17 protein-coding genes are annotated in these 18,439 nt (G+C 63.0%); 16 read left to right on the forward strand and 1 reads right to left on the reverse strand.

The window, feature by feature from the left end; translation table 11 throughout:
- Positions 1 to 101: 101 nt before the first annotated feature.
- Together bamC and B0G71_RS05140 are read left to right on the forward strand one after the other, a co-directional pair.
- Complete coding sequence (bamC, locus tag B0G71_RS05135) at positions 102 to 1,241, forward strand: outer membrane protein assembly factor BamC (RefSeq protein WP_116117696.1); 1,140 nt, start codon at positions 102 to 104, stop codon at positions 1,239 to 1,241.
- 7 nt (positions 1,242 to 1,248) lie between these two features.
- Entirely contained in the window at positions 1,249 to 2,022 is a 774-nt protein-coding gene (locus tag B0G71_RS05140) for an MBL fold metallo-hydrolase (RefSeq protein WP_116140145.1), read from the forward strand.
- Between the two features lie 130 nt (positions 2,023 to 2,152).
- Here the strand turns inward: B0G71_RS05140 and B0G71_RS05145 are convergent, their stop codons facing one another.
- Positions 2,153 to 2,851, reverse strand: a complete 699-nt coding sequence (locus B0G71_RS05145; RefSeq protein ID WP_106279488.1) for a Bax inhibitor-1/YccA family protein — start codon at positions 2,849 to 2,851, stop codon at positions 2,153 to 2,155.
- Positions 2,852 to 3,143: 292 nt separating this feature from the next.
- Between B0G71_RS05145 and ndk the strand changes: the two genes are divergently transcribed.
- From ndk to B0G71_RS05215, 14 genes are all read left to right on the forward strand, one after another.
- Positions 3,144 to 3,569, forward strand: coding sequence for a nucleoside-diphosphate kinase (gene ndk, locus B0G71_RS05150; RefSeq protein WP_012433533.1), 426 nt, complete (start codon positions 3,144 to 3,146; stop codon positions 3,567 to 3,569).
- A 160-nt stretch (positions 3,570 to 3,729) separates the two neighbouring features.
- Positions 3,730 to 4,881 carry a 23S rRNA (adenine(2503)-C(2))-methyltransferase RlmN gene (rlmN, locus tag B0G71_RS05155; protein WP_116117694.1) on the forward strand — a complete coding sequence of 384 codons (1,152 nt, stop codon included), beginning with the start codon at positions 3,730 to 3,732 and terminating at the stop codon, positions 4,879 to 4,881.
- 173 nt (positions 4,882 to 5,054) lie between these two features.
- On the forward strand, positions 5,055 to 6,146 hold the full coding sequence (locus B0G71_RS05160) for a helix-turn-helix domain-containing protein (RefSeq protein ID WP_116140147.1): 1,092 nt from the start codon (positions 5,055 to 5,057) through the stop codon (positions 6,144 to 6,146).
- Positions 6,147 to 6,232: 86 nt separating this feature from the next.
- The gene (ispG, locus tag B0G71_RS05165) at positions 6,233 to 7,549 is read left to right on the forward strand and encodes a flavodoxin-dependent (E)-4-hydroxy-3-methylbut-2-enyl-diphosphate synthase (protein WP_116140149.1); all 1,317 of its coding nucleotides are present in this window, start codon (positions 6,233 to 6,235) and stop codon (positions 7,547 to 7,549) included.
- A 21-nt stretch (positions 7,550 to 7,570) separates the two neighbouring features.
- Positions 7,571 to 8,911: a histidine--tRNA ligase gene (hisS, locus tag B0G71_RS05170; protein WP_116140151.1), complete on the forward strand. Its 1,341-nt coding sequence runs from the start codon at positions 7,571 to 7,573 to the stop codon at positions 8,909 to 8,911.
- 79 nt (positions 8,912 to 8,990) lie between these two features.
- Positions 8,991 to 9,620 (forward strand): tetratricopeptide repeat protein, encoded by a 630-nt coding sequence (locus tag B0G71_RS05175; RefSeq protein ID WP_116140153.1) that lies wholly within the window; start codon positions 8,991 to 8,993, stop codon positions 9,618 to 9,620.
- 86 nt (positions 9,621 to 9,706) lie between these two features.
- The gene (gene bamB, locus B0G71_RS05180; RefSeq protein WP_116117690.1) at positions 9,707 to 10,852 is read left to right on the forward strand and encodes an outer membrane protein assembly factor BamB; all 1,146 of its coding nucleotides are present in this window, start codon (positions 9,707 to 9,709) and stop codon (positions 10,850 to 10,852) included.
- 457 nt (positions 10,853 to 11,309) lie between these two features.
- A complete protein-coding gene (gene der, locus B0G71_RS05185; protein WP_116117689.1) occupies positions 11,310 to 12,647 on the forward strand; it encodes a ribosome biogenesis GTPase Der in 1,338 nt (445 codons plus the stop codon).
- Between the two features lie 153 nt (positions 12,648 to 12,800).
- Entirely contained in the window at positions 12,801 to 13,037 is a 237-nt protein-coding gene (gene hfq, locus B0G71_RS05190) for an RNA chaperone Hfq (RefSeq protein ID WP_006051315.1), read from the forward strand.
- Positions 13,038 to 13,067: 30 nt separating this feature from the next.
- Positions 13,068 to 14,282: a GTPase HflX gene (hflX, locus tag B0G71_RS05195; RefSeq protein ID WP_181916715.1), complete on the forward strand. Its 1,215-nt coding sequence runs from the start codon at positions 13,068 to 13,070 to the stop codon at positions 14,280 to 14,282.
- A 49-nt stretch (positions 14,283 to 14,331) separates the two neighbouring features.
- A complete protein-coding gene (gene hflK, locus B0G71_RS05200; RefSeq protein ID WP_116140157.1) occupies positions 14,332 to 15,732 on the forward strand; it encodes an FtsH protease activity modulator HflK in 1,401 nt (466 codons plus the stop codon).
- A 12-nt stretch (positions 15,733 to 15,744) separates the two neighbouring features.
- Entirely contained in the window at positions 15,745 to 16,647 is a 903-nt protein-coding gene (gene hflC / locus B0G71_RS05205) for a protease modulator HflC (protein WP_116140159.1), read from the forward strand.
- A gap of 44 nt (positions 16,648 to 16,691) precedes the next feature.
- Positions 16,692 to 16,883 carry a DUF2065 domain-containing protein gene (locus tag B0G71_RS05210; RefSeq protein ID WP_106313426.1) on the forward strand — a complete coding sequence of 64 codons (192 nt, stop codon included), beginning with the start codon at positions 16,692 to 16,694 and terminating at the stop codon, positions 16,881 to 16,883.
- Between the two features lie 272 nt (positions 16,884 to 17,155).
- On the forward strand, positions 17,156 to 18,307 hold the full coding sequence (locus B0G71_RS05215; RefSeq protein WP_116140161.1) for an ATP phosphoribosyltransferase regulatory subunit: 1,152 nt from the start codon (positions 17,156 to 17,158) through the stop codon (positions 18,305 to 18,307).
- The last annotated feature ends 132 nt before the right edge of the window (positions 18,308 to 18,439 follow it).

The raw sequence follows: 18,439 nt of genomic DNA on the forward strand, positions 1-18,439 counted from the left end.
ACGAAAGCCTGCCACCGGCACTCCCTTAACCGACGTCGATCCAGCCCACGTTCCCGGCACACAGAACCAAGGCACCGCGTTCCAGCATCACGAAGGACCTCATGAAACGTTCCGCACTTTCCCTCCACGCAACCCGCATGGCGGCGCTGGCGCTTGCCCTCACGACGCTCGCCGGCTGTGACACGCTGAACGACTGGTTTGCTTCCGACCGCGTCAATTACAAGGGTGCGGGCAGCGCGCCGCCGCTCGCCGTTCCAAACGATTTGAGCACCACCAAGACCGACGAGCGGTATGTCGCACCGCCGGCCAATCTTGCATTGGGCGGCGCGCAGAAGCGCGCGGTGACGGCTGCCGGCAATACGACCGAAGGCCAGCCGAACGCGCAGGATCCGCTCGGCATGCATATCGAACGTGATGGCGATCGCCGCTGGCTGGTCGTCGACGGCCGCTCGCCGGATCAGCTCTGGCCGCAGTTGCAGGAGTTCTGGCAGGAAAACGGCTTCGCACTGAAGACCGACGCGCCGGCCACCGGCATCATGACGACCGACTGGGCGGAAAACCGCGCCAACATTCCGGACGACTGGTTCCGCCGCACGGTGGGCAAGGTCATCGATTTCGCGTATTCGTCGGGCACGCGTGACAGCTTCCGCACACTCGTGTCGCGTGCGCCGGGCGACACGACCGACATCTCCATTACGCACAGCGCCATGGAGGAAGTGTTGACGGGGCAGGACAAGACGTCGTCGCGTTGGGAAGAGCGGCCGCGCGATCCGGCGCTCGAGGCCCTGTTCCTCACCAAGCTGATGCAGAAGTTCGGCCTGACCGAAGCGCAATCGAAACAACTACTGACCGACGCGCGCACAGCGGTTGCGCCGGCCACGATCGACCAGAGCGCGGGCGCATCCACGCTCGACCTGCCGGAGTCGTTCGACCGCGCGTGGCTGCGCGTGGGCCTCGCGCTCGACCGCACCAACTTTACCGTCGACAACCGCGATCGCGCGAAGGGCATCTACTACGTGCGCTATGCGGACTCGATGCAGGAGCTGAAGAAGGAAGGGCTGCTCGGCAAGCTGTTCTACAGCGGCAATTCGTCGAAGAAGCCGAGTCAGGAATTCCTCGTCAACGTGCGTTCGAAGGGCGACACGGTGACGCAGGTGGCGGTGCTGACGGCGAACGGGCAGGTCGACAATTCGTCCGACGCGCAGCGCATCGTGACGCTTCTCCACGCGCAACTGAACTAAGCGGACTGTGAGGTTCGCGAGTCTCGGTAGCGGCAGTGAAGGCAATGCGTTGCTGGTGGAAGCGCAAAGCGGGGCGACCACCACCCGTGTGTTGCTCGACTGCGGGTTTTCGGCCAAGGAAGTCGAGCGGCGTCTAACGCGGCTCGGCGCGAGCGTCGAGGGTCTCGACGCGATACTGGTCACGCATGAACATAGCGACCACATTGGCAGCGCGCTGACGCTGGCGCGCAAGTGGTCGATTCCGTTGTACATGAGCTGGGGCACCGCCCGCGCGGTGGGCGCCGACGAGGCCGATATCGACCTGCAGGTGCTGTGGGGCGACGAAACGGTGGCGATCGGCGACCTCAGCATTCTTCCCTACACCGTTCCGCATGACGCGCGCGAGCCGCTGCAATACGTGCTGTCGAACGGCGCGAGCCGGCTTGGCGTGCTAACGGATGTCGGCACCTCCACGCCGCATATCAGCTCGGTGCTGAGTGGCTGCGACGCGCTGGTGCTCGAATGCAATCACGACGTGAGGATGCTGGCGGGCAGCCGCTATCCGCAGTCGCTGAAGGCGCGCATCGGCGGGAATCATGGGCATTTGAACAACGACGCGGCGGCTGAAATTCTCGTCTCGCTCGATCGTTCCCGATTGCGCCATCTGGTTGCCGCGCATTTGAGCCAGCAGAACAATCTGCCGGAACTGGCGCAGGCGGCGATGGCCAGTGTGCTGGGCGCGGCGCCGACGGAAGTGGTGGTGGCGTCCCAAGATGAGGGGTTTGCGTGGCTGAGCGTGTGACGCGCGTCTGACGCTGGATTTGCGCGCGGCAGACGCCGCGGCGCCATGAAAAAAGCCCATAACGATTGCTCGTTATGGGCTTTTGTCTTTCAGGGCGGTGGCGTTTCGAACGCCGCGCCCCGAATCAGGCTTAGTTGCGATTGCCGCCGAAGATGCCGAGCAGCGCCAACAGGTTGACGAATACGTTGTACAGATCCAGGTAGATCGCGAGCGTGGCGGTGATGTAATTCGTTTCACCGCCATTCACGACGCGCTGCACGTCGAACAGCATGTAGGCCGAGAAGATCACGATGGCCATGACCGACACCGTGAGCATCAGCGCCGGCAGATGCAGGAACACGTTCGCGACCGACGCGAGTAGCAACACGATCACGCCCATGAACAGCCACTTGCCGAGACCCGAGAAGTCGCGCTTGCTGACCGTGGCGATGGTCGCCATGGACGCGAAGATCACACCAGTGCCACCGAAGGCGAGCATGATCAGCGACGGGCCGTTCGAAAAACCGAGCACGAAGCTCAGGATGCGCGAGAGCATCAGGCCCATGAAGAACGTGAAGCCGAGCAGCACGAACACGCCGGCCGCGCTGTCTTTGGTCTTCTGAATGGCGAACATGAAGCCGAAGGCGATCGCGAAGAACGCCAGCATGCTCATGGCGGGACTCGTGGCGGCGAACAGCGAGAAACCGGTGGTGAGGCCCACCCACGCGCCCAGCACTGTCGGAATCATGGACAGCGCGAGCAGCCAGTAGGTGTTCCGTAGCACGCGGTTACGCGTTTCGACCGTGCTGACCGCGCCATTGCGGCCAAAGCTATACGGATGTTCGTTCATGGTCTCTCCTTACCTCAGAAGCGTGATGCGTATGGTTGTGAAGCGGGTTGTAGCAAGTGGTGCGGCGCCGGTAGGACTCCCCGCCGCCAGCAGCGCTCTCATCCCTAAGATTGGCGCGCGAGCGGGGAGTTTCAATACCCTGAAAATACCGCACTGCCTACGCTACCAGTATTCGGAAACTCCTGCTTGGAGTCTTTCAATGCTGTAAGGGTTCAATCGCAATCATACACGGGAACATGCTACAATAGCGGATTCATTTGAATCTGTAACCTCTTAATTTTTTGGAGTTTTTATGGCGATCGAACGCACCCTGTCGATTATCAAGCCGGACGCAGTGGCCAAGAATGTGATCGGCCAGATCTACAGCCGTTTCGAAAACGCTGGTCTGAAGATCGTGGCTTCGCGCATGGTTCACCTGTCGCGCGCCGACGCGGAGAAGTTCTACGCTGTGCACGCTGCACGTCCGTTCTTCAAGGACCTCGTCGATTTCATGATCTCGGGCCCGGTCGTCGTGCAAGCGCTGGAAGGCGAGAACGCCATCCTGAAGCACCGTGACCTGATGGGTGCAACGGACCCGAAGAAGGCGGAAAAGGGCACGATCCGCGCCGACTTCGCCGACAGCATCGACGCGAACGCAGTGCACGGTTCGGACGCCGCTGAAACGGCTGCCGTTGAAATCGCGTTCTTCTTCCCGCAAGTGAACGTGTACTCGCGCTAAGCAGAACTCCCGTGCGCGATTCGTGCAGCCGACCGGATTTATCGCACGAATCGCCCGGCAAAGTAGTAAGGTAAAAGCAGCAGGAATGGGCGCGAACGGCATTGCGTTCATGCAGCTTGTTGCATGAACGCAGTCTCGCACTGAAATGGCAGGATTCGATATGACGAGCAGTCCCACCGTCAACCTTCTCGACCTCGACGCCCAAGGGCTCGTCGCCTATTGCGACAGCCTGGGCGAGAAGCCGTTTCGCGCCAAGCAATTGCAGCGCTGGATTCACCAGTACAACGCTGCCGACTTCGACGGCATGACCGATCTCGCGAAGTCCTTGCGCGAAAAGCTCAAGGGGCGCGCCACGATCTCGATGCCGGGCATCGTCAGCGACAATATTTCGACCGACGGCACACGCAAGTGGCTGATCGACGTCGGCAACAGCAACGCGGTTGAAACCGTCTACATTCCCGAAGAAACGCGCGGCACGCTGTGTGTGTCGTCGCAGGCCGGGTGCGCGGTCAACTGCCGTTTCTGTTCGACCGGCAAGCAGGGTTTTTCCCGCAATCTCACCACCGCTGAAATCATCGGCCAGTTGCGCATGGCCGAGTTCGCACTGCGCGCGTCGCGCGGCGTGGACGGCGGGCGCGCCACGGGTGGCGACGGCAAGGGCGAGCGGGTCGTCACGAACGTCGTGATGATGGGCATGGGCGAGCCGCTGCTCAATTACGACGCGGTCGTGCCGGCCATGCGCCTGATGCTCGACGACAACGCCTACGGCCTGTCGCGCCGCCGTGTCACGCTGTCCACCTCGGGCGTCGTGCCCATGATGGACCGGCTCGGCGCCGATCTGCCGGTCGCGCTCGCGGTCTCCTTGCATGCGCCTAGCGATCCGCTGCGCGACATGCTCGTGCCGCTGAACAAGAAGTACCCGCTGCGCGAACTGATGGCGGCTTGCCAGCGCTATCTGAAGGTCGCGCCGCGCGATTTCATTACATTTGAATATTGCATGCTCGACGGCGTGAACGACAGCGAAGCGCAAGCGCGCGAATTGCTCGCGGTCACGCGCGACGTGCCGTGCAAATTCAACCTGATTCCGTTCAATCCGTTCCCCGAATCGGGCCTCATCCGCTCGAAACCGGAACAGATCAAGCGGTTTGCACAAGTATTGATGGACGCGGGCGTCGTCACTACGGTGCGCAAGACACGCGGCGATGATATCGATGCTGCCTGCGGTCAGTTGGCCGGCGCGGTGAAAGACCGCACCCGCCTCGCTGAGCGCACCGGGAAGGCAGCCAGGGTGATCGAGGTTCGCGCCGTGTAATCGCGCGGAGAAGGCAGGGCGCCCGCGTTCGGAGAAGCTCCGCGAACGCGCGACAACCTGCCGTGCCGGCGTCGATTGAAAAGAAAGTTTGCAGAAGCGATCGGAAGCGGCGCACAAGGCCGCACATTTTGTTATAAACGGTCTGAAAAAGAATCGACGCGAAAGGATTTGGGATGAGTGAGCCGCAGCACCCGCAGCCGCAGGACACAGACACGAACGAAAGCCATCCGGCGGCGATCGCACGGGCGGCGGTGCAGCCTGTTGTGCAGCCGGGCATGGATTCGTTGGCGGCGGTTGGCGCGCGCTTGACCCAATTGCGTGAATCGAAAGGCTGGACGATCGACGACGTGTCGGCGCGGTTGAAAGTGTCCGTCACCAAGTTGCGCGCGCTCGAATCGGGCGACATCAGCCACTTGCCGGATACGACCTTCGCGCTGGGCGTGGTGCGCAGCTACGCGAAAATGCTCGGTGCGGATCCCACGCCGTTCACGGCGGCACTGCGCCGCGAAAAGGGAGTGCCCGCGCCGGATCTGTCGATGCCGGCGTCGTCGGGTCGGGATTTGCCGCGGGGCAAGGTGTCGCTGTCGCTGGGCGGCAGTGGGCAAAAGAGCCGCTCGTGGCTGTGGGGCGTGGCGGCGGTGATCGTCGCGGTGATCGCGCTCGGCATGTGGCACACCAATGGCGGCGATTCGTCGGCCTGGCTGGCGCGCTTGAAAGCGAGCGCGAACGGTGCCGCTGGCGGCGCAACCGGCGCATCGGGCGCGGTGGCGCAGGGCCAATCGGCAGGTTCGGAAGCGGCTGCGGAAGAGGCTGCTTCAGCGCCGGATACGCAGGCGGCAGCGGAGAATGCAGCGTCGGCTACGCCGATGCCCGCGCCGCTCGCCACGGGTGCGGCACCGTCGTCGGCGCCAGCAGTAACCGCGATGACGGCTGCGCCCAAGACGGGCTCGCAAGCGCCGGTTGTAACAACGGCGCCGGGCGCGAGCGCACCGGCGGCTACGGTGACGCCGGCTGCGGGTCAGTCGACCGTCGCGTTGAGCGTGAAGCAGGATAGCTGGTTCAGCGTGCGTGGCAAAGATGGCAAGGAAGTGTTCTCCGGCCTCGTGCACGCAGGCGATACCAAGGCAGTAACGGGCGAAGCGCCTTTCAAGGTCACGCTCGGCAACAGGGCCGGCCTCGACTCGCTGACGCTCGACGGCCAGCCGGTCGATCCCGCGAAATATGCGGCGGCCAAGGGCAACGTGGCGCGTTTCGCGCTGCCTTGACAGATACGGTATGCGCCGCGGCCAACCGGTCCGCGGCGCTTTTTCAATTCAGGCGCGACGTCTTTTGTGTGGCGCATGCGGCGTAAATGGGTTTTTCGATGCAATCCGAAGCTCAATCCCAATCCAGTAGCAAGATCGTTTCCAACGAGCCGGTGTTCGGCGGCCAGGCACCGCGGCGCAAGTCGCACGCGGTGGACGTCCGTTGGGGCGGCCAGCTCGTTACCATCGGCGGCGACGCGCCAGTGCGCATCCAGTCGATGACCAATACGGACACCGCGGACGCGATCGGCACCGCCATCCAGATCAAGGAACTGGCGCAAGCCGGCTCGGAACTGGTGCGTATCACGGTGAACACGCCGGAAGCGGCCGCGGCCGTGCCAGCCGTGCGCGAGCAGCTCGACCGCATGGGCGTGTCGGTGCCGCTGGTGGGCGACTTCCATTACAACGGCCATTTGCTGTTGCGCGATTACCCCGCGTGCGCGGAGTCGTTGTCCAAGTACCGGATCAATCCGGGCAACGTGGGTCACGGCGCGAAACGCGACACGCAGTTCGCGCAGATGATCGAAGCCGCGGCCAGGTACGATAAGCCGGTGCGTATCGGCGTCAACTGGGGCAGCCTCGATCAGGATCTGCTCGCGAAGATGATGGACGAGAACGCCGCGCGTTCCACGCCGTGGGAAGCGCAAAGCGTGATGTACGAAGCGCTCATCCAGTCGGCGATCGGCTCGGCGGAGCGGGCGGTCGAACTCGGTCTGTCGCGCAACCAGATCATTCTGTCGTGCAAGGTCAGCGGCGTGCAGGATCTGATCGCCGTGTACCGCGAACTCGCGCGCCGTTGCGACTTCGCGCTGCATCTCGGCTTGACCGAGGCGGGCATGGGTTCGAAGGGCATCGTTGCCTCGACCGCGGCGTTGTCCGTGTTGCTGCAGCAAGGTATCGGCGACACGATCCGCATCTCGCTCACGCCGGAACCGGGCGCCTCGCGCACCGGCGAAGTGATCGTCGGCCAGGAAATTTTGCAGACCATGGGTCTGCGCTCGTTCACGCCGATGGTGATCGCGTGTCCGGGTTGCGGCCGTACCACCAGCACGCTGTTCCAGGAACTGGCGTCGCAAATCCAGACCTATTTGCGTACGCAGATGCCGGTTTGGCGCGATCAGTATCCTGGCGTCGAAAAGATGCACGTCGCGGTGATGGGCTGCATCGTCAACGGTCCCGGCGAGTCGAAGCAGGCGAATATCGGCATCAGCCTGCCGGGCTCGGGCGAGAACCCGGCCGCGCCGGTGTTCATCGACGGCGAAAAGGTGAAGACGCTGCGCGGGGATAACATTGCGCAAGAATTCCAGCAAATCGTGAGTGACTACGTCGAGCGCAGCTATGGCCGCGCCACGGTAGCCAACTAAAATATCGGCTCTCGAATACAGATGACTGAACAGAAGAAAAAGCTCGAAAAGCTCTCCGGCGTGAAGGGCATGAACGACATCCTTCCGCAGGAAGCCGGGCTGTGGGAATTTTTCGAAACGACCGTCAAGTCCATGCTGCGTTCGTACGGATACCAGAATATTCGTACGCCGATCATCGAGCATACGCAACTGTTCAAGCGCGGTATCGGTGAAGTGACCGACATCGTCGAGAAAGAGATGTACAGCTTTACCGACGCACTGAACGGTGAAAATCTGACCATGCGCCCGGAAAACACGGCAGCGGTGGTGCGCGCGGCGATCGAACACAACTTGCTGTACGACGGCCCGAAGCGTCTGTGGTACATCGGTCCGATGTTCCGTCACGAGCGTCCGCAGCGCGGCCGTTATCGCCAGTTCCATCAGGTCGGCGTGGAAGCGCTCGGCTTTGCCGGTCCGGATGCCGACGCTGAAATCATCATGATGTGCCAGCGTTTGTGGGACGACCTCGGGCTAATGGGCATCAAGCTCGAAATCAACTCGCTGGGCCTCGCGGATGAACGCGCGGCGCATCGTGTGGAATTGATCGCGTACCTCGAAAAGCACATGGACGTGCTCGACGAAGAAGCGAAGCGCCGTCTCTACACGAACCCGCTGCGCGTGCTGGACACGAAGAATCCGGCCATGCAGGACGTTGCGCAGAACGCGCCCAAGCTGATCGATTTTCTCGGCGAAGAATCGCGCGCGCACTTCGAAGGTTTGCAGCGCATTCTGAAGGCGAACAATATCCCGTTCAAGATCAATCCGCGTCTCGTGCGCGGTCTCGATTACTACAATCTGACCGTGTTCGAATGGGTGACCGACAAGCTCGGCGCGCAAGGTACCGTCGCGGCGGGCGGCCGTTACGATCCGCTGATCGAGCAGCTTGGCGGCAAGCCGACGGCGGCATGCGGTTGGGCAATGGGCATTGAGCGCATCCTCGAACTGCTGAAGGAAGAGCAACTCGTGCCGGAAGACGAAGGTTGCGACGTGTACGTGGTCCATCAGGGCGACGCGGCACGCGAGCAAGCCTTTATCATCGCCGAGCGTTTGCGCGACACCGGTCTCGACGTGATCCTGCATTGCAGCGCCGACGGTCAACCGGCCAGCTTCAAATCGCAGATGAAGCGTGCCGACGCAAGCGGCGCGGCCTTCGCCGTGGTGCTCGGCGAAGACGAGATCACCAACGGCACGGTCGGTGTCAAACCGCTGCGCGATACAAATGCTAACGGCGGTAAAAACGAGCAACAAAACGTGCCGGCCGAAGACTTGACCGAATTTCTAATCAATGCGATGGTTGCAACCGCCGAAGACGGCGACGACTGATCGCGATGTCGTCGAGCCGGTTGGTTTTTCAATCGGATTCGACACGCACACGTAGCAAGAAAGAGGAAATCGCCGGGCAATGAGTTACCACGACGAACAAGAATCGATTGAAAGTCTGAAGGCATGGTGGACGCAGTGGGGCAATGCAACCACATGGATTGTACTGGTGGCACTGGTGGCCGCCGCCGGCTGGAACGGCTGGAATTTCTGGCAACGGCGCCAGGCGGCTGAAGCCGCCGTGCTGTATGACCAGGTGCAGCAAGCCGTGGTATCGGGCGACAAGGCGAAGATCACGCGCGTCGCCACCGACATGGAAGACAAGTTCAGCCGCACCGCGTATGCGCAAATGACCGCGCTGGGCGCCGCCAAGGCGCTGTACGCCGCGGGCGACGAATCCGCCGCGAAGGCGCAACTGCAATGGACCATCGATCACGCGAAAGATGACGAGTTCAAGCAGATCGCCAAGTTGCGTCTCGCTTCATTGCTGCTCGACGACAAGGCTTACGATCAGGGCCTCGCCTTGCTCGCCGAACCGCAGTCCGACGCGTTCAAAGGCATCGTGGCGAACGGCCGCGGCGATCTGCTCGCCGCCCAAGGCAAGCGTGACGATGCACGCGCGGCCTATAAGCTCGCGCTCGACTCGCTGTCGAAAAACGATAGCTCGGCACGCCAGTTGATTCAGTTCAAGCTGGACGCGCTGGGCGGCTGATCGCCGCAGATGAGCGCGCCAATCAGCGCCGCGTGCAACGACCAACCGGTCTCTTTTAACTAATTTCCTGAATGCTTCGTCCACCGATGAATCTGCTGAAACGTTACGCTGTGCCCGTTGCCTGTGCGATGACCGTGCTCACCATGGCGGCTTGCTCATCCACGAAAGACGAGCGCCGCGTGCCCACGCCGCTCACCGAGTTCAAACCCGTGCTCGACGTGCAGCAGGCATGGAAGGCGAGCGTCGGTAAGGCAGGCCGTTACCTGTTCTCGCCAGTTGCGGTGGGCAACGCGGTGTACGCGGCCGGCGCGAACGGTTCGGTGGCGAAGATCGACGCGCAGACCGGTCAGGACGTCTGGCGCGTCAAACTGCACGACGACCTGTCGGCAGGTGTTGGCAGCGACGGCACACTCACCGCGGTCGGCGGCCTGAAGGGCGACGTCTACGTGCTCGGCGCGGACGGCAAGCAACTCTGGACCGCCAAGGCGCCGGGCGAAATCATCTCGCCGCCGCTCGTCGGCAACGGCCTCGTGGTGGTGCGTACGGTCGACGGTCAGATCACCGCGTTCAACGCGCAAACCGGCGAGCAGAAGTGGAACTACCGCAATCGCGCGGTGCCGCTCAATCTGCGCGTATCGTCGGGCATGACATTCGCGGGCGACGCGGCCGTGCTGGCCGGTTTCCCCGGCGGCGCGTTCGCGGCGATCAACCTGCAAACGGGCGACAACTACTGGCAAACGCCGGTGTCCTATCCGAAGGGCGTGACGGAAGTGGAGCGCATCAACGACGTGACCGGTCCGCCCACGCTGGTCGGTTCGGAAACCTGCGCCGTGACGTTCCAGGGCCAGATTGGCTGCTTCGACGCGAACTCGGGCCGCGCCGTGTGGGAAAAGGCGTTTTCGAGCACGAGCGGGCTGGCGCAGGATGAGCGCGCCGTGGTCGCGGCGGATGACTGGTCGGTGGTGTCGGCGTTCGATACCAACAGCGGCGCGCCGCTGTGGAAGAACGACAAGCTGAAGAACCGCGACTTGAGCGTGCCGTTCATTCTGGGTCACGCCGCGGTGCTCGGCGACTATCAGGGCTACGTGCATTTCCTGTCCCGCGACGACGGCACGCTGGTCGCGCGCGTGAAGACCGACGGCAGCCCGATCACCGCAGCGCCGGTGCTCGCCGGCGAAACGCTGGTGGTGCTGACGCACGACGGCGATTTGTACGGCTACCGCCCGCGCTGATCGCGCGCAGCAATCGCTGTCTGGCGCGCAGGCCGGCTTCGCCGGCCGCGCGCGTTTTTACCGAGGTGCAGTTCGAGTTGTAGTGGCAGGGCAGAGTAAGTAAAAGAATTCCGCCGGACTGGCTGGTCCGGCAAGTCGGATCAGATATGGCGCACGGGCCCACGTGGCCATCGGTGAGTGCTTGCGGCATCACCTTCGACGGCAGGTTCGCCAATACCGCACAGAATCGGTTTCGAACCGGCGTGCGAGCCGTCGAGCAATCAAGACTGAATCTGGCGGCCCGCTGGCGTCGCCCATACAGCCAAACCCCCGTCCGCCCGGACGTGCATATTGACAGCACATCCGGGGCTGGCCGAATTCGTGATAATTTTCGTCAAACGCTGCCGTGTAGCGGCCGCATGGCGTCGCTACGCGGCCGGTCGATTTCGATCCCGCGTTTCACCGTGAACAACATCTGATGAAACCCGTTATTGCCCTCGTCGGGCGCCCCAATGTGGGGAAATCCACGCTGTTCAACCGGCTCACGCGCACGCGTGACGCGCTGGTTGCCGACCTGCCCGGTCTCACCCGCGATCGCCATTACGGCGAGGGGCGCGCCGGCGACCGGCCGTATCTGGTCGTCGACACCGGCGGCTTCGAGCCGGTCGCGAAAGAAGGCATCCTGCATGAAATGGCGCGTCAAACCCGCCAGGCGGTCGAGGAATCGGACATCGTCGTGTTCATCGTCGACGGTCGCAATGGCCTCGCGCCGCAGGACAAGTCGATCGCAGACTATCTGCGCAAGGTCGGCCGGCCGATTTTCCTGGTCGTCAACAAGGCGGAGGGCATGAAGTACAGCAACGTCGCCGCAGACTTCTACGAACTCGGCCTCGGCGACCCGCGCGCGATTTCCGCGGCGCATGGCGACGGCGTCACCGAAATGATCAACGAGGCGCTCGAAGTCGCCTACGCCGGCCAGCCGGAAGAAAGCGACGAAGAGAAGCAGACGCGCGGCGTGAAGATCGCGATCGTCGGCCGTCCGAATGTCGGCAAGTCGACGTTGATCAATGCACTGGTGGGCGAAGAGCGCGTGATCGCGTTCGACATGCCGGGCACCACGCGTGATTCGATCTATGTCGATTTTGAACGCGGCGGCAAGCCGTACACGCTGATCGACACCGCCGGTTTGCGCCGCCGCGGCAAAGTGTTCGAAGCGATCGAGAAATTCTCGGTGGTAAAGACGCTGCAGTCGATCTCCGACGCCAACGTCGTGATCCTGCTGCTCGACGCGCGCCAGGACATTTCGGAGCAGGACGCGCACATTGCCGGCTTCGTGGTGGAGCAGGGCCGTGCGCTGGTGGTGGGCGTGAACAAGTGGGACGGTCTCGATCCGCATGTGCGCGACCGCACCAAAGCGGACCTCGAGCGCAAACTAAAATTTCTCGACTTCGCCAAATTCCATTTCATTTCCGCCGCGGAAAAAACCGGGATCGGCCCGTTGATGCGCTCGGTCGACGACGCCTACGCAGCCGCCATGGCCAAGCTGCCGACGCCGAAGCTCACGCGCGCGTTGATCGATGCCGTCGAATTCCAGCAGCCGCGCCGACGCGGTCCGGTGCGCCCGAAACTGCGTTACGCGCACCAGGGCGGACAGAATCCGCCGATCATCGTGATTCACGGTAATGCGCTCGACGCGATCACCGAAACGTACAAACGCTATCTGGAAAACCGCTTCAGGGAAACTTTCAAGCTGACTGGGACTCCATTGCGCATAGAGTTCAGATCGTCGACGAACCCTTACGCGGATAAAGGCTAGACCTAGGCTGAAACCCGCGTGTGTGCTGGCTTTGGCCGCCTGGCCAGGCCTCCCGCGCAAAAATGAAAATCGGCTATAGTGTAGCGGTTGACGCTGGATCTCTTTTTCTTCCGCGTCAATTCAGTCAACCTGCAAAAAAATACGGAGTTTGCTATGAGCAACAAAGGGCAATTGTTACAAGACCCGTTTTTGAACGCACTGCGTAAAGAGCATGTGCCGGTGTCGATCTATCTGGTCAACGGCATCAAGCTTCAAGGGAACATCGAATCGTTCGACCAGTACGTCGTGTTGCTCCGGAATACGGTCACCCAGATGGTCTACAAGCACGCAATCTCGACAGTCGTGCCAGCCCGTCCGGTGAATTTCCACCCGGATTCTGAACAGTCCTAACCCCCGTCGCGGCCGGCGTAGCGTCGCCCGTTGGCGATTACTTCCGGCCGCCTCACTTTGATACCCTCCAATTTGATCAATGCAGCGCTTGTCGGCATCGACTTCGGTAAGATCGATTTCGAAGCCAGTCTGGAAGAACTCAGCTTGCTCGCGCAAAGCGCGGGCGCGAATCCCTTAGTCACCCTCACCGGCCGCCGGTCCAGTCCCGATGCCAAGATGTTTGTCGGCAGCGGCAAGGCCGAAGAACTGCGTCTTGCGTGTGAGGCGAACGACATTGAACTCGTCATTTTCAATCACGCTCTGGCGCCTGCGCAGCAACGCAATCTGGAGCAGGCGCTTAATCGGCGCGTGATCGATCGCACCAGTCTGATCCTCGACATTTTTGCGCAACGCGCCCGCAGCCATGAAGGCAAGCTGCAGGTGGAGCTCGCGCAACTGCAGTATCTGTCGACGCGGCTAATCCGCGCATGGACTCACCTGGAGCGGCAAAAAGGCGGTATCGGTTTGCGCGGCCCTGGCGAAACGCAGCTCGAAACCGACCGTCGTTTGATCGGCGAGCGCATCAAGGCGCTCAAGACGCGACTCGAAAAGCTGCGTCGTCAGCACGGCACGCAGCGCCGCGCGCGCAGCCGCAATCAGACCATGTCGGTGTCGCTGGTCGGCTACACGAACGCGGGCAAGTCCACGCTCTTCAACGCGCTCACCAAGGCTCAGGCGTACGCCGCCGACCAGTTGTTCGCGACCCTGGATACCACCTCGCGGCGCGTCTATCTCGGCGACGAAGCGGGGCAGGTGGTGGTGTCGGATACGGTCGGTTTCATCCGCGAACTGCCTCACCAGCTGGTGGCCGCGTTTCGCGCCACGCTCGAGGAGACCATTCACGCCGACCTGCTGCTGCACGTGGTCGATGCGTCGAGCGCGGTGCGGCTCGACCAGATCGATCAGGTGAACGAGGTATTGCACGCAATCGGTGCAGACACGATCCGGCAGGTGCTGGTCTTCAACAAGATCGACGCGGTGCCGGAGTTGGCGGCCCGTGGGGAAGCGGTTGAAAGGGACGAGTATGGTAATATTTCGCGCGTCTTTTTGAGCGCGCGCACGGGGCAAGGGTTGGACACATTGCGCGCAGCCATCGCTGAAATCGCAACTGCCGAACCTCTTCCCGAAACGCTGGTCGATCTCTCGGAAGAGGACCGGTCGGCAGCACCACGCGACGACCGCAAGGTCCCAGAACTCGGGCACTGACCCGTTCCAATTGCACTGACCCGCTGTCTACTCTGGTGAACGAACACAGGTGAACGATTACAACGAGCGGAGTATCTGGGTGCGCATGCGCGCCATGCTGTCACTGAACGATCCGCGCTGGGGCCGGGGAGACGCCAATGGCGACCGGCAACGTCCCAACGAGCCGAAGCGTCCGCCGAACAAAGACGGCGAGGGACCGCCCGATCTCGACGAGATGTGGCGCGATTTCAACCGTCGTTTGAGCCGGGTGTTCGGCCGCAAGGGCGGCGGTGCGGGTGGCGGGCGTCCCGACAACGGTCGTAGCGCGCGGATCGGCGTGGGCATCGTGATCGGCGTGCTGCTGGCCATTTATCTCGGCAGCGGCGTGTTCGTCGTGCAGGACGGCCAGGCCGGTGTGGTGATGCAGTTCGGCAAGTATCGCTACACGGCGGGACAGGGCGTGCACTGGCGTCTGCCGTATCCGTTCGAAGCACATGAGCTCGTCAATATCGGCCAGATCCGCCAGGTGGAAGTGGGCCGCAACAACGTAGTGCGTCTCGCGAATGTGAAAGACGCGTCGATGCTTACGCACGACGCGGATATTGTCGACGTGCGCTTCGCCGTGCAATACCAGGTGAAGAAGCCGACCGATTATCTGTTTCGCAGCGTCGATCCCGATCAGGGCGTGATGCAGGCTGCCCAGGCGGCGGTGCGCAACATCGTCGGCGCGCGCAGCACCAATGACATTCTCTATCAGGATCGCGAAACAATTCGCCAGCAACTCATGGCGGCGATCCAGCAATCCCTGGATGAATATCAGTCCGGCCTCGCCGTGACCGGCGTGACGATCCAGGGCGTGCAGGTGCCCGACCGCGTGCAGGCCGCATTCGACGACGCCGCGAAAGTCCGTCAGGAAAACGACCGCGCGAAACGCGATGCCGAGGCCTACGCCGCGGATCTTCTGCCGCGCGCGCAAGCCGACGTGGCGCGCCAGATCGACGCAGCGAAAACCTATAGCGAGAAGACCGTGGCCGAGGCACAAGGCGACGCCGAGCGCTTCAAGCAGGTCTACGCGCAGTACTCGAAAGCGCCCGCGGTGATTCGCGAGCGCATGTACCTGGACACCATGCAGCAGATCTATTCGAATACGACCAAGGTGTACGTCGACAGCAAGAGCGGCAACAACGTGCTGTATCTGCCGCTCGACAAGCTGGTCGAGCAGACTCGCCAGCGGGTCGCCGACGCTGCCGCCGCTTCAGGTGCTGCAGCAGGCGCCAGCGCCGCTGCCGCGCCGCAAGCGGCGAGCAATGCCGCGTCGCCTTTGGCTACACCGTCCGCCTCCGCAACCGGCTCCGCGGCCTCGGCGCCTGCCGCCTCCGCCGCACCGGCCAGCCAGGCCGCATCCGGCAGCGACCCGCTGCGTTCACGCGACTCCTTCCGCAGCCGTATGCGCGAAGACGACGTTCAATAAGGAGCGCACATCATGAACAAGATCATTGCGCTCGTCGTGGCTGTCGTCATCGTGCTGTTCGCCGCTTCGTCGATGGTGTTCGTCGTCGATCAGCGCCATATGGCCGTGCTGTCCTCGCACGGCGACGAAGCGCCGAGCCTGCTCGGCCCCGGTCTGCATGTGAAATTGCCGCCGCCGTTGCAAGTGGTCACGCTGGTCGATAACCGCATCCAGTCGCTCGACGCGCCGGACGAAGACCGTTACGTGACGTCCGACAAAATCGATCTGCTGGCGAACCCGGTTCTCAAATATCGCGTGACCGATCCGCTCAAGCTGTTCGCCGAAACCCGCGGCGATGCGCAGAGCCTGCCGGACCGGCTCGCGTTGCTGTCGCGCGGCGCGCTCGGCGATGCGTTCGCGAAGGTCACGCTGTCCGACGCGCTCGCGCGGCAACAGGCCGTCGCCGACGAGGCGCGCGCTGCGATGGACAAGGCGGCGGCATCGCTCGGCGTGTCGGTGGTCGACGTGCAATTGACGCGCGTCGATTTTCCCGCGTCGATGGCGGACTCGGTCTACAAGCGCATGATCGCCGCGCGCCAGCAGGTCGCGGCCGACGAACGCGCGAAGGGCACGGCCGAAGCCGACAAGATCAGGCAGGACGCGATCGGCCAGCAACAGGCGATTCTCGCGGACGGTTATCGTCAGGCGCAGACCATCAAGGGCGAAGGCGATGCCAAGGCAGCGCAGATCGCCGCCGACGCTTACGGCAGTGACCCGCAGTTCTACCAGTTCTATCAAAGCATGCAGGCGTACAAGAACACCTTCAAGCCGGGCGACGTGATCGTGGTCGATCCGAGCAACGAGTTCTTCCGCTTCATGCGTAGCCCGACCGGTGGCGCCGCCCCGGACGCTCCCGCGGTCCCGCGCAAACCCTGATAACCGGAACGCCGCGGCACCCGCATCGCGGCGCTTTAACTCGCATGGATATAGCCGGCTCGTTACTGCTCGCGATCGCGTTGATGCTGATTATCGAGGGAATGTTTCCCTTCGTTTTTCCGAGCGCCTGGCGCGACACGTTCCGTAAAATAGCGGAACGGCCGCCGCATCAGATCCGGGTGGGTGGCCTGATCGTGATGGTGCTCGGACTGATCCTGCTGTTTGTCGTGACCTGAAGGCGCTTGTTTTGCCGGTGGCCTCGCGGCCCGACGGTGCGTGCGATCATCCGCGATCACCGTAATTACCCGCGGCCAGGTGCGACCGGCCGCCATTGCCCGCGGTGCTCTGAACGCCGCATCGTGCAACGCCCCGCGGCCAAAAGCCGGATGGGGTCGCTGCAGCCAATCCAGACGCCTGCGATGGCCGCCAAAATCGAGCCGCCGCCCGCCATTCACTCTCACTTACCGGCGCACCCAGCCGCCGTGTTCAACGTCGTAGGACTGTATCGATGTCGACCTGGTTACTTCCCGAAAACATTGCCGACGTGCTGCCGTCGGAAGCCCGCAAGATCGAAGAATTGCGGCGCCATTTGCTGGACCGTTTCCGTTCGTACGGCTACGAGATGGTCATGCCGCCGTTGCTCGAATACATCGAGTCGCTGCTGACCGGCGGCGGCCACGATCTGAATCTGCGGACCTTCAAACTGGTCGATCAGCTGTCCGGGCGCACGCTCGGTCTGCGCGCGGACATCACGCCGCAAGTCGCGCGCATCGACGCGCATCTGCTAAATCGCCAGGGCGTGACGCGTCTTTGTTATGCGGGCAATGTCGCGCACACGCGTCCGCGCGGCCTGCATGCCACGCGTGAGCAGATCCAGATCGGCGCGGAAATCTACGGTCACGCGGGCCTCGAAGCGGATCTGGAAATCCAGCAACTGATGCTCGACGCGCTGCGTCTGGCCGGTCTCGCGAAAGTGCGCCTCGATTTGTGCCACGCGGGCGTGCTCGCGGCGCTGATCGAAGCCGAGCCGGCCGCGGCCGAACTCGGGCAGTCGCTTTACGACGCCTTGGCGGGCAAGGACGTGCCGCGCCTCGTCGAACTGACAGCCAGCCTCACGCCGGTGATCCGCGACGCCTTGCGCGCGCTGCCCACGCTCTACGGCGACGCCTCGGTGCTCGACGAAGCCCGCGCGCGCTTGCCGAATGCGCCGGCCATCGCCCGCGCGCTCGACGACCTGGCGTTCCTCGCAAGCCAGGTGGACGGCGCCGAAGTGATGATCGATCTCGCCGATCTGCGCGGCTATGCTTACCACAGCGGCGTGATGTTCTCGGCGTATGTGGACGGCGTGCCGAATGCGGTAGCGCGCGGCGGCCGTTACGACCACGTGGGCCAGGCGTATGGCCGCGCGCGGGCGGCCACCGGCTTTTCGCTCGACCTGCGCGAAGTGGCGCGGATTTCGCCGGTCGAAGCGCGCAGCAGCGCAATTCTCGCGCCGTGGCAGCACGACGAAGCACTGCGCGTGAGCGTCGCCGCGTTGCGCGATGCCGGCGAGGTCGTTATTCAGGCGCTGCCCGGCCATGAACACGATCTGGACGAATTCGCTTTCGACCGCGTGTTGGTCGAGCGCAACGGCAACTGGGTCGTCGAAGCGCGCGCCTGAGCGTTCCGGCAGACCCGCCCGAGGGTGATCCTCAGGGCATCTCAGACGGCTTCGAACGTGCCGTTAAAACGCGGCGCGGCCATCGGCCGCGCTACTTTCGCAATACCCAACATAACGTGCATACCGTTGAGC

Source organism: Paraburkholderia sp. BL27I4N3 (genome assembly GCF_003386115.1).
Taxonomy (GTDB): Bacteria; Pseudomonadota; Gammaproteobacteria; order Burkholderiales; family Burkholderiaceae; genus Paraburkholderia.

What these genes read in the sequence shown, in the direction of transcription:
- bamC (WP_116117696.1), top strand. Translation starts at nt 102, where the DNA reads ATGAAACGTTCCGCACTTTCCCTCCACGCAACCCGCATGGCGGCGCTG.
- B0G71_RS05145 (WP_106279488.1), bottom strand. Translation starts at nt 2,851, where the DNA reads ATGAACGAACATCCGTATAGCTTTGGCCGCAATGGCGCGGTCAGCACG.
- ndk (WP_012433533.1), top strand. Translation starts at nt 3,144, where the DNA reads ATGGCGATCGAACGCACCCTGTCGATTATCAAGCCGGACGCAGTGGCC.
- rlmN (WP_116117694.1), top strand. Translation starts at nt 3,730, where the DNA reads ATGACGAGCAGTCCCACCGTCAACCTTCTCGACCTCGACGCCCAAGGG.
- B0G71_RS05160 (WP_116140147.1), top strand. Translation starts at nt 5,055, where the DNA reads ATGAGTGAGCCGCAGCACCCGCAGCCGCAGGACACAGACACGAACGAA.
- ispG (WP_116140149.1), top strand. Translation starts at nt 6,233, where the DNA reads ATGGGTTTTTCGATGCAATCCGAAGCTCAATCCCAATCCAGTAGCAAG.
- hisS (WP_116140151.1), top strand. Translation starts at nt 7,571, where the DNA reads ATGACTGAACAGAAGAAAAAGCTCGAAAAGCTCTCCGGCGTGAAGGGC.
- B0G71_RS05175 (WP_116140153.1), top strand. Translation starts at nt 8,991, where the DNA reads ATGAGTTACCACGACGAACAAGAATCGATTGAAAGTCTGAAGGCATGG.
- bamB (WP_116117690.1), top strand. Translation starts at nt 9,707, where the DNA reads ATGAATCTGCTGAAACGTTACGCTGTGCCCGTTGCCTGTGCGATGACC.
- der (WP_116117689.1), top strand. Translation starts at nt 11,310, where the DNA reads ATGAAACCCGTTATTGCCCTCGTCGGGCGCCCCAATGTGGGGAAATCC.
- hfq (WP_006051315.1), top strand. Translation starts at nt 12,801, where the DNA reads ATGAGCAACAAAGGGCAATTGTTACAAGACCCGTTTTTGAACGCACTG.
- hflC (WP_116140159.1), top strand. Translation starts at nt 15,745, where the DNA reads ATGAACAAGATCATTGCGCTCGTCGTGGCTGTCGTCATCGTGCTGTTC.
- B0G71_RS05210 (WP_106313426.1), top strand. Translation starts at nt 16,692, where the DNA reads ATGGATATAGCCGGCTCGTTACTGCTCGCGATCGCGTTGATGCTGATT.
- B0G71_RS05215 (WP_116140161.1), top strand. Translation starts at nt 17,156, where the DNA reads ATGTCGACCTGGTTACTTCCCGAAAACATTGCCGACGTGCTGCCGTCG.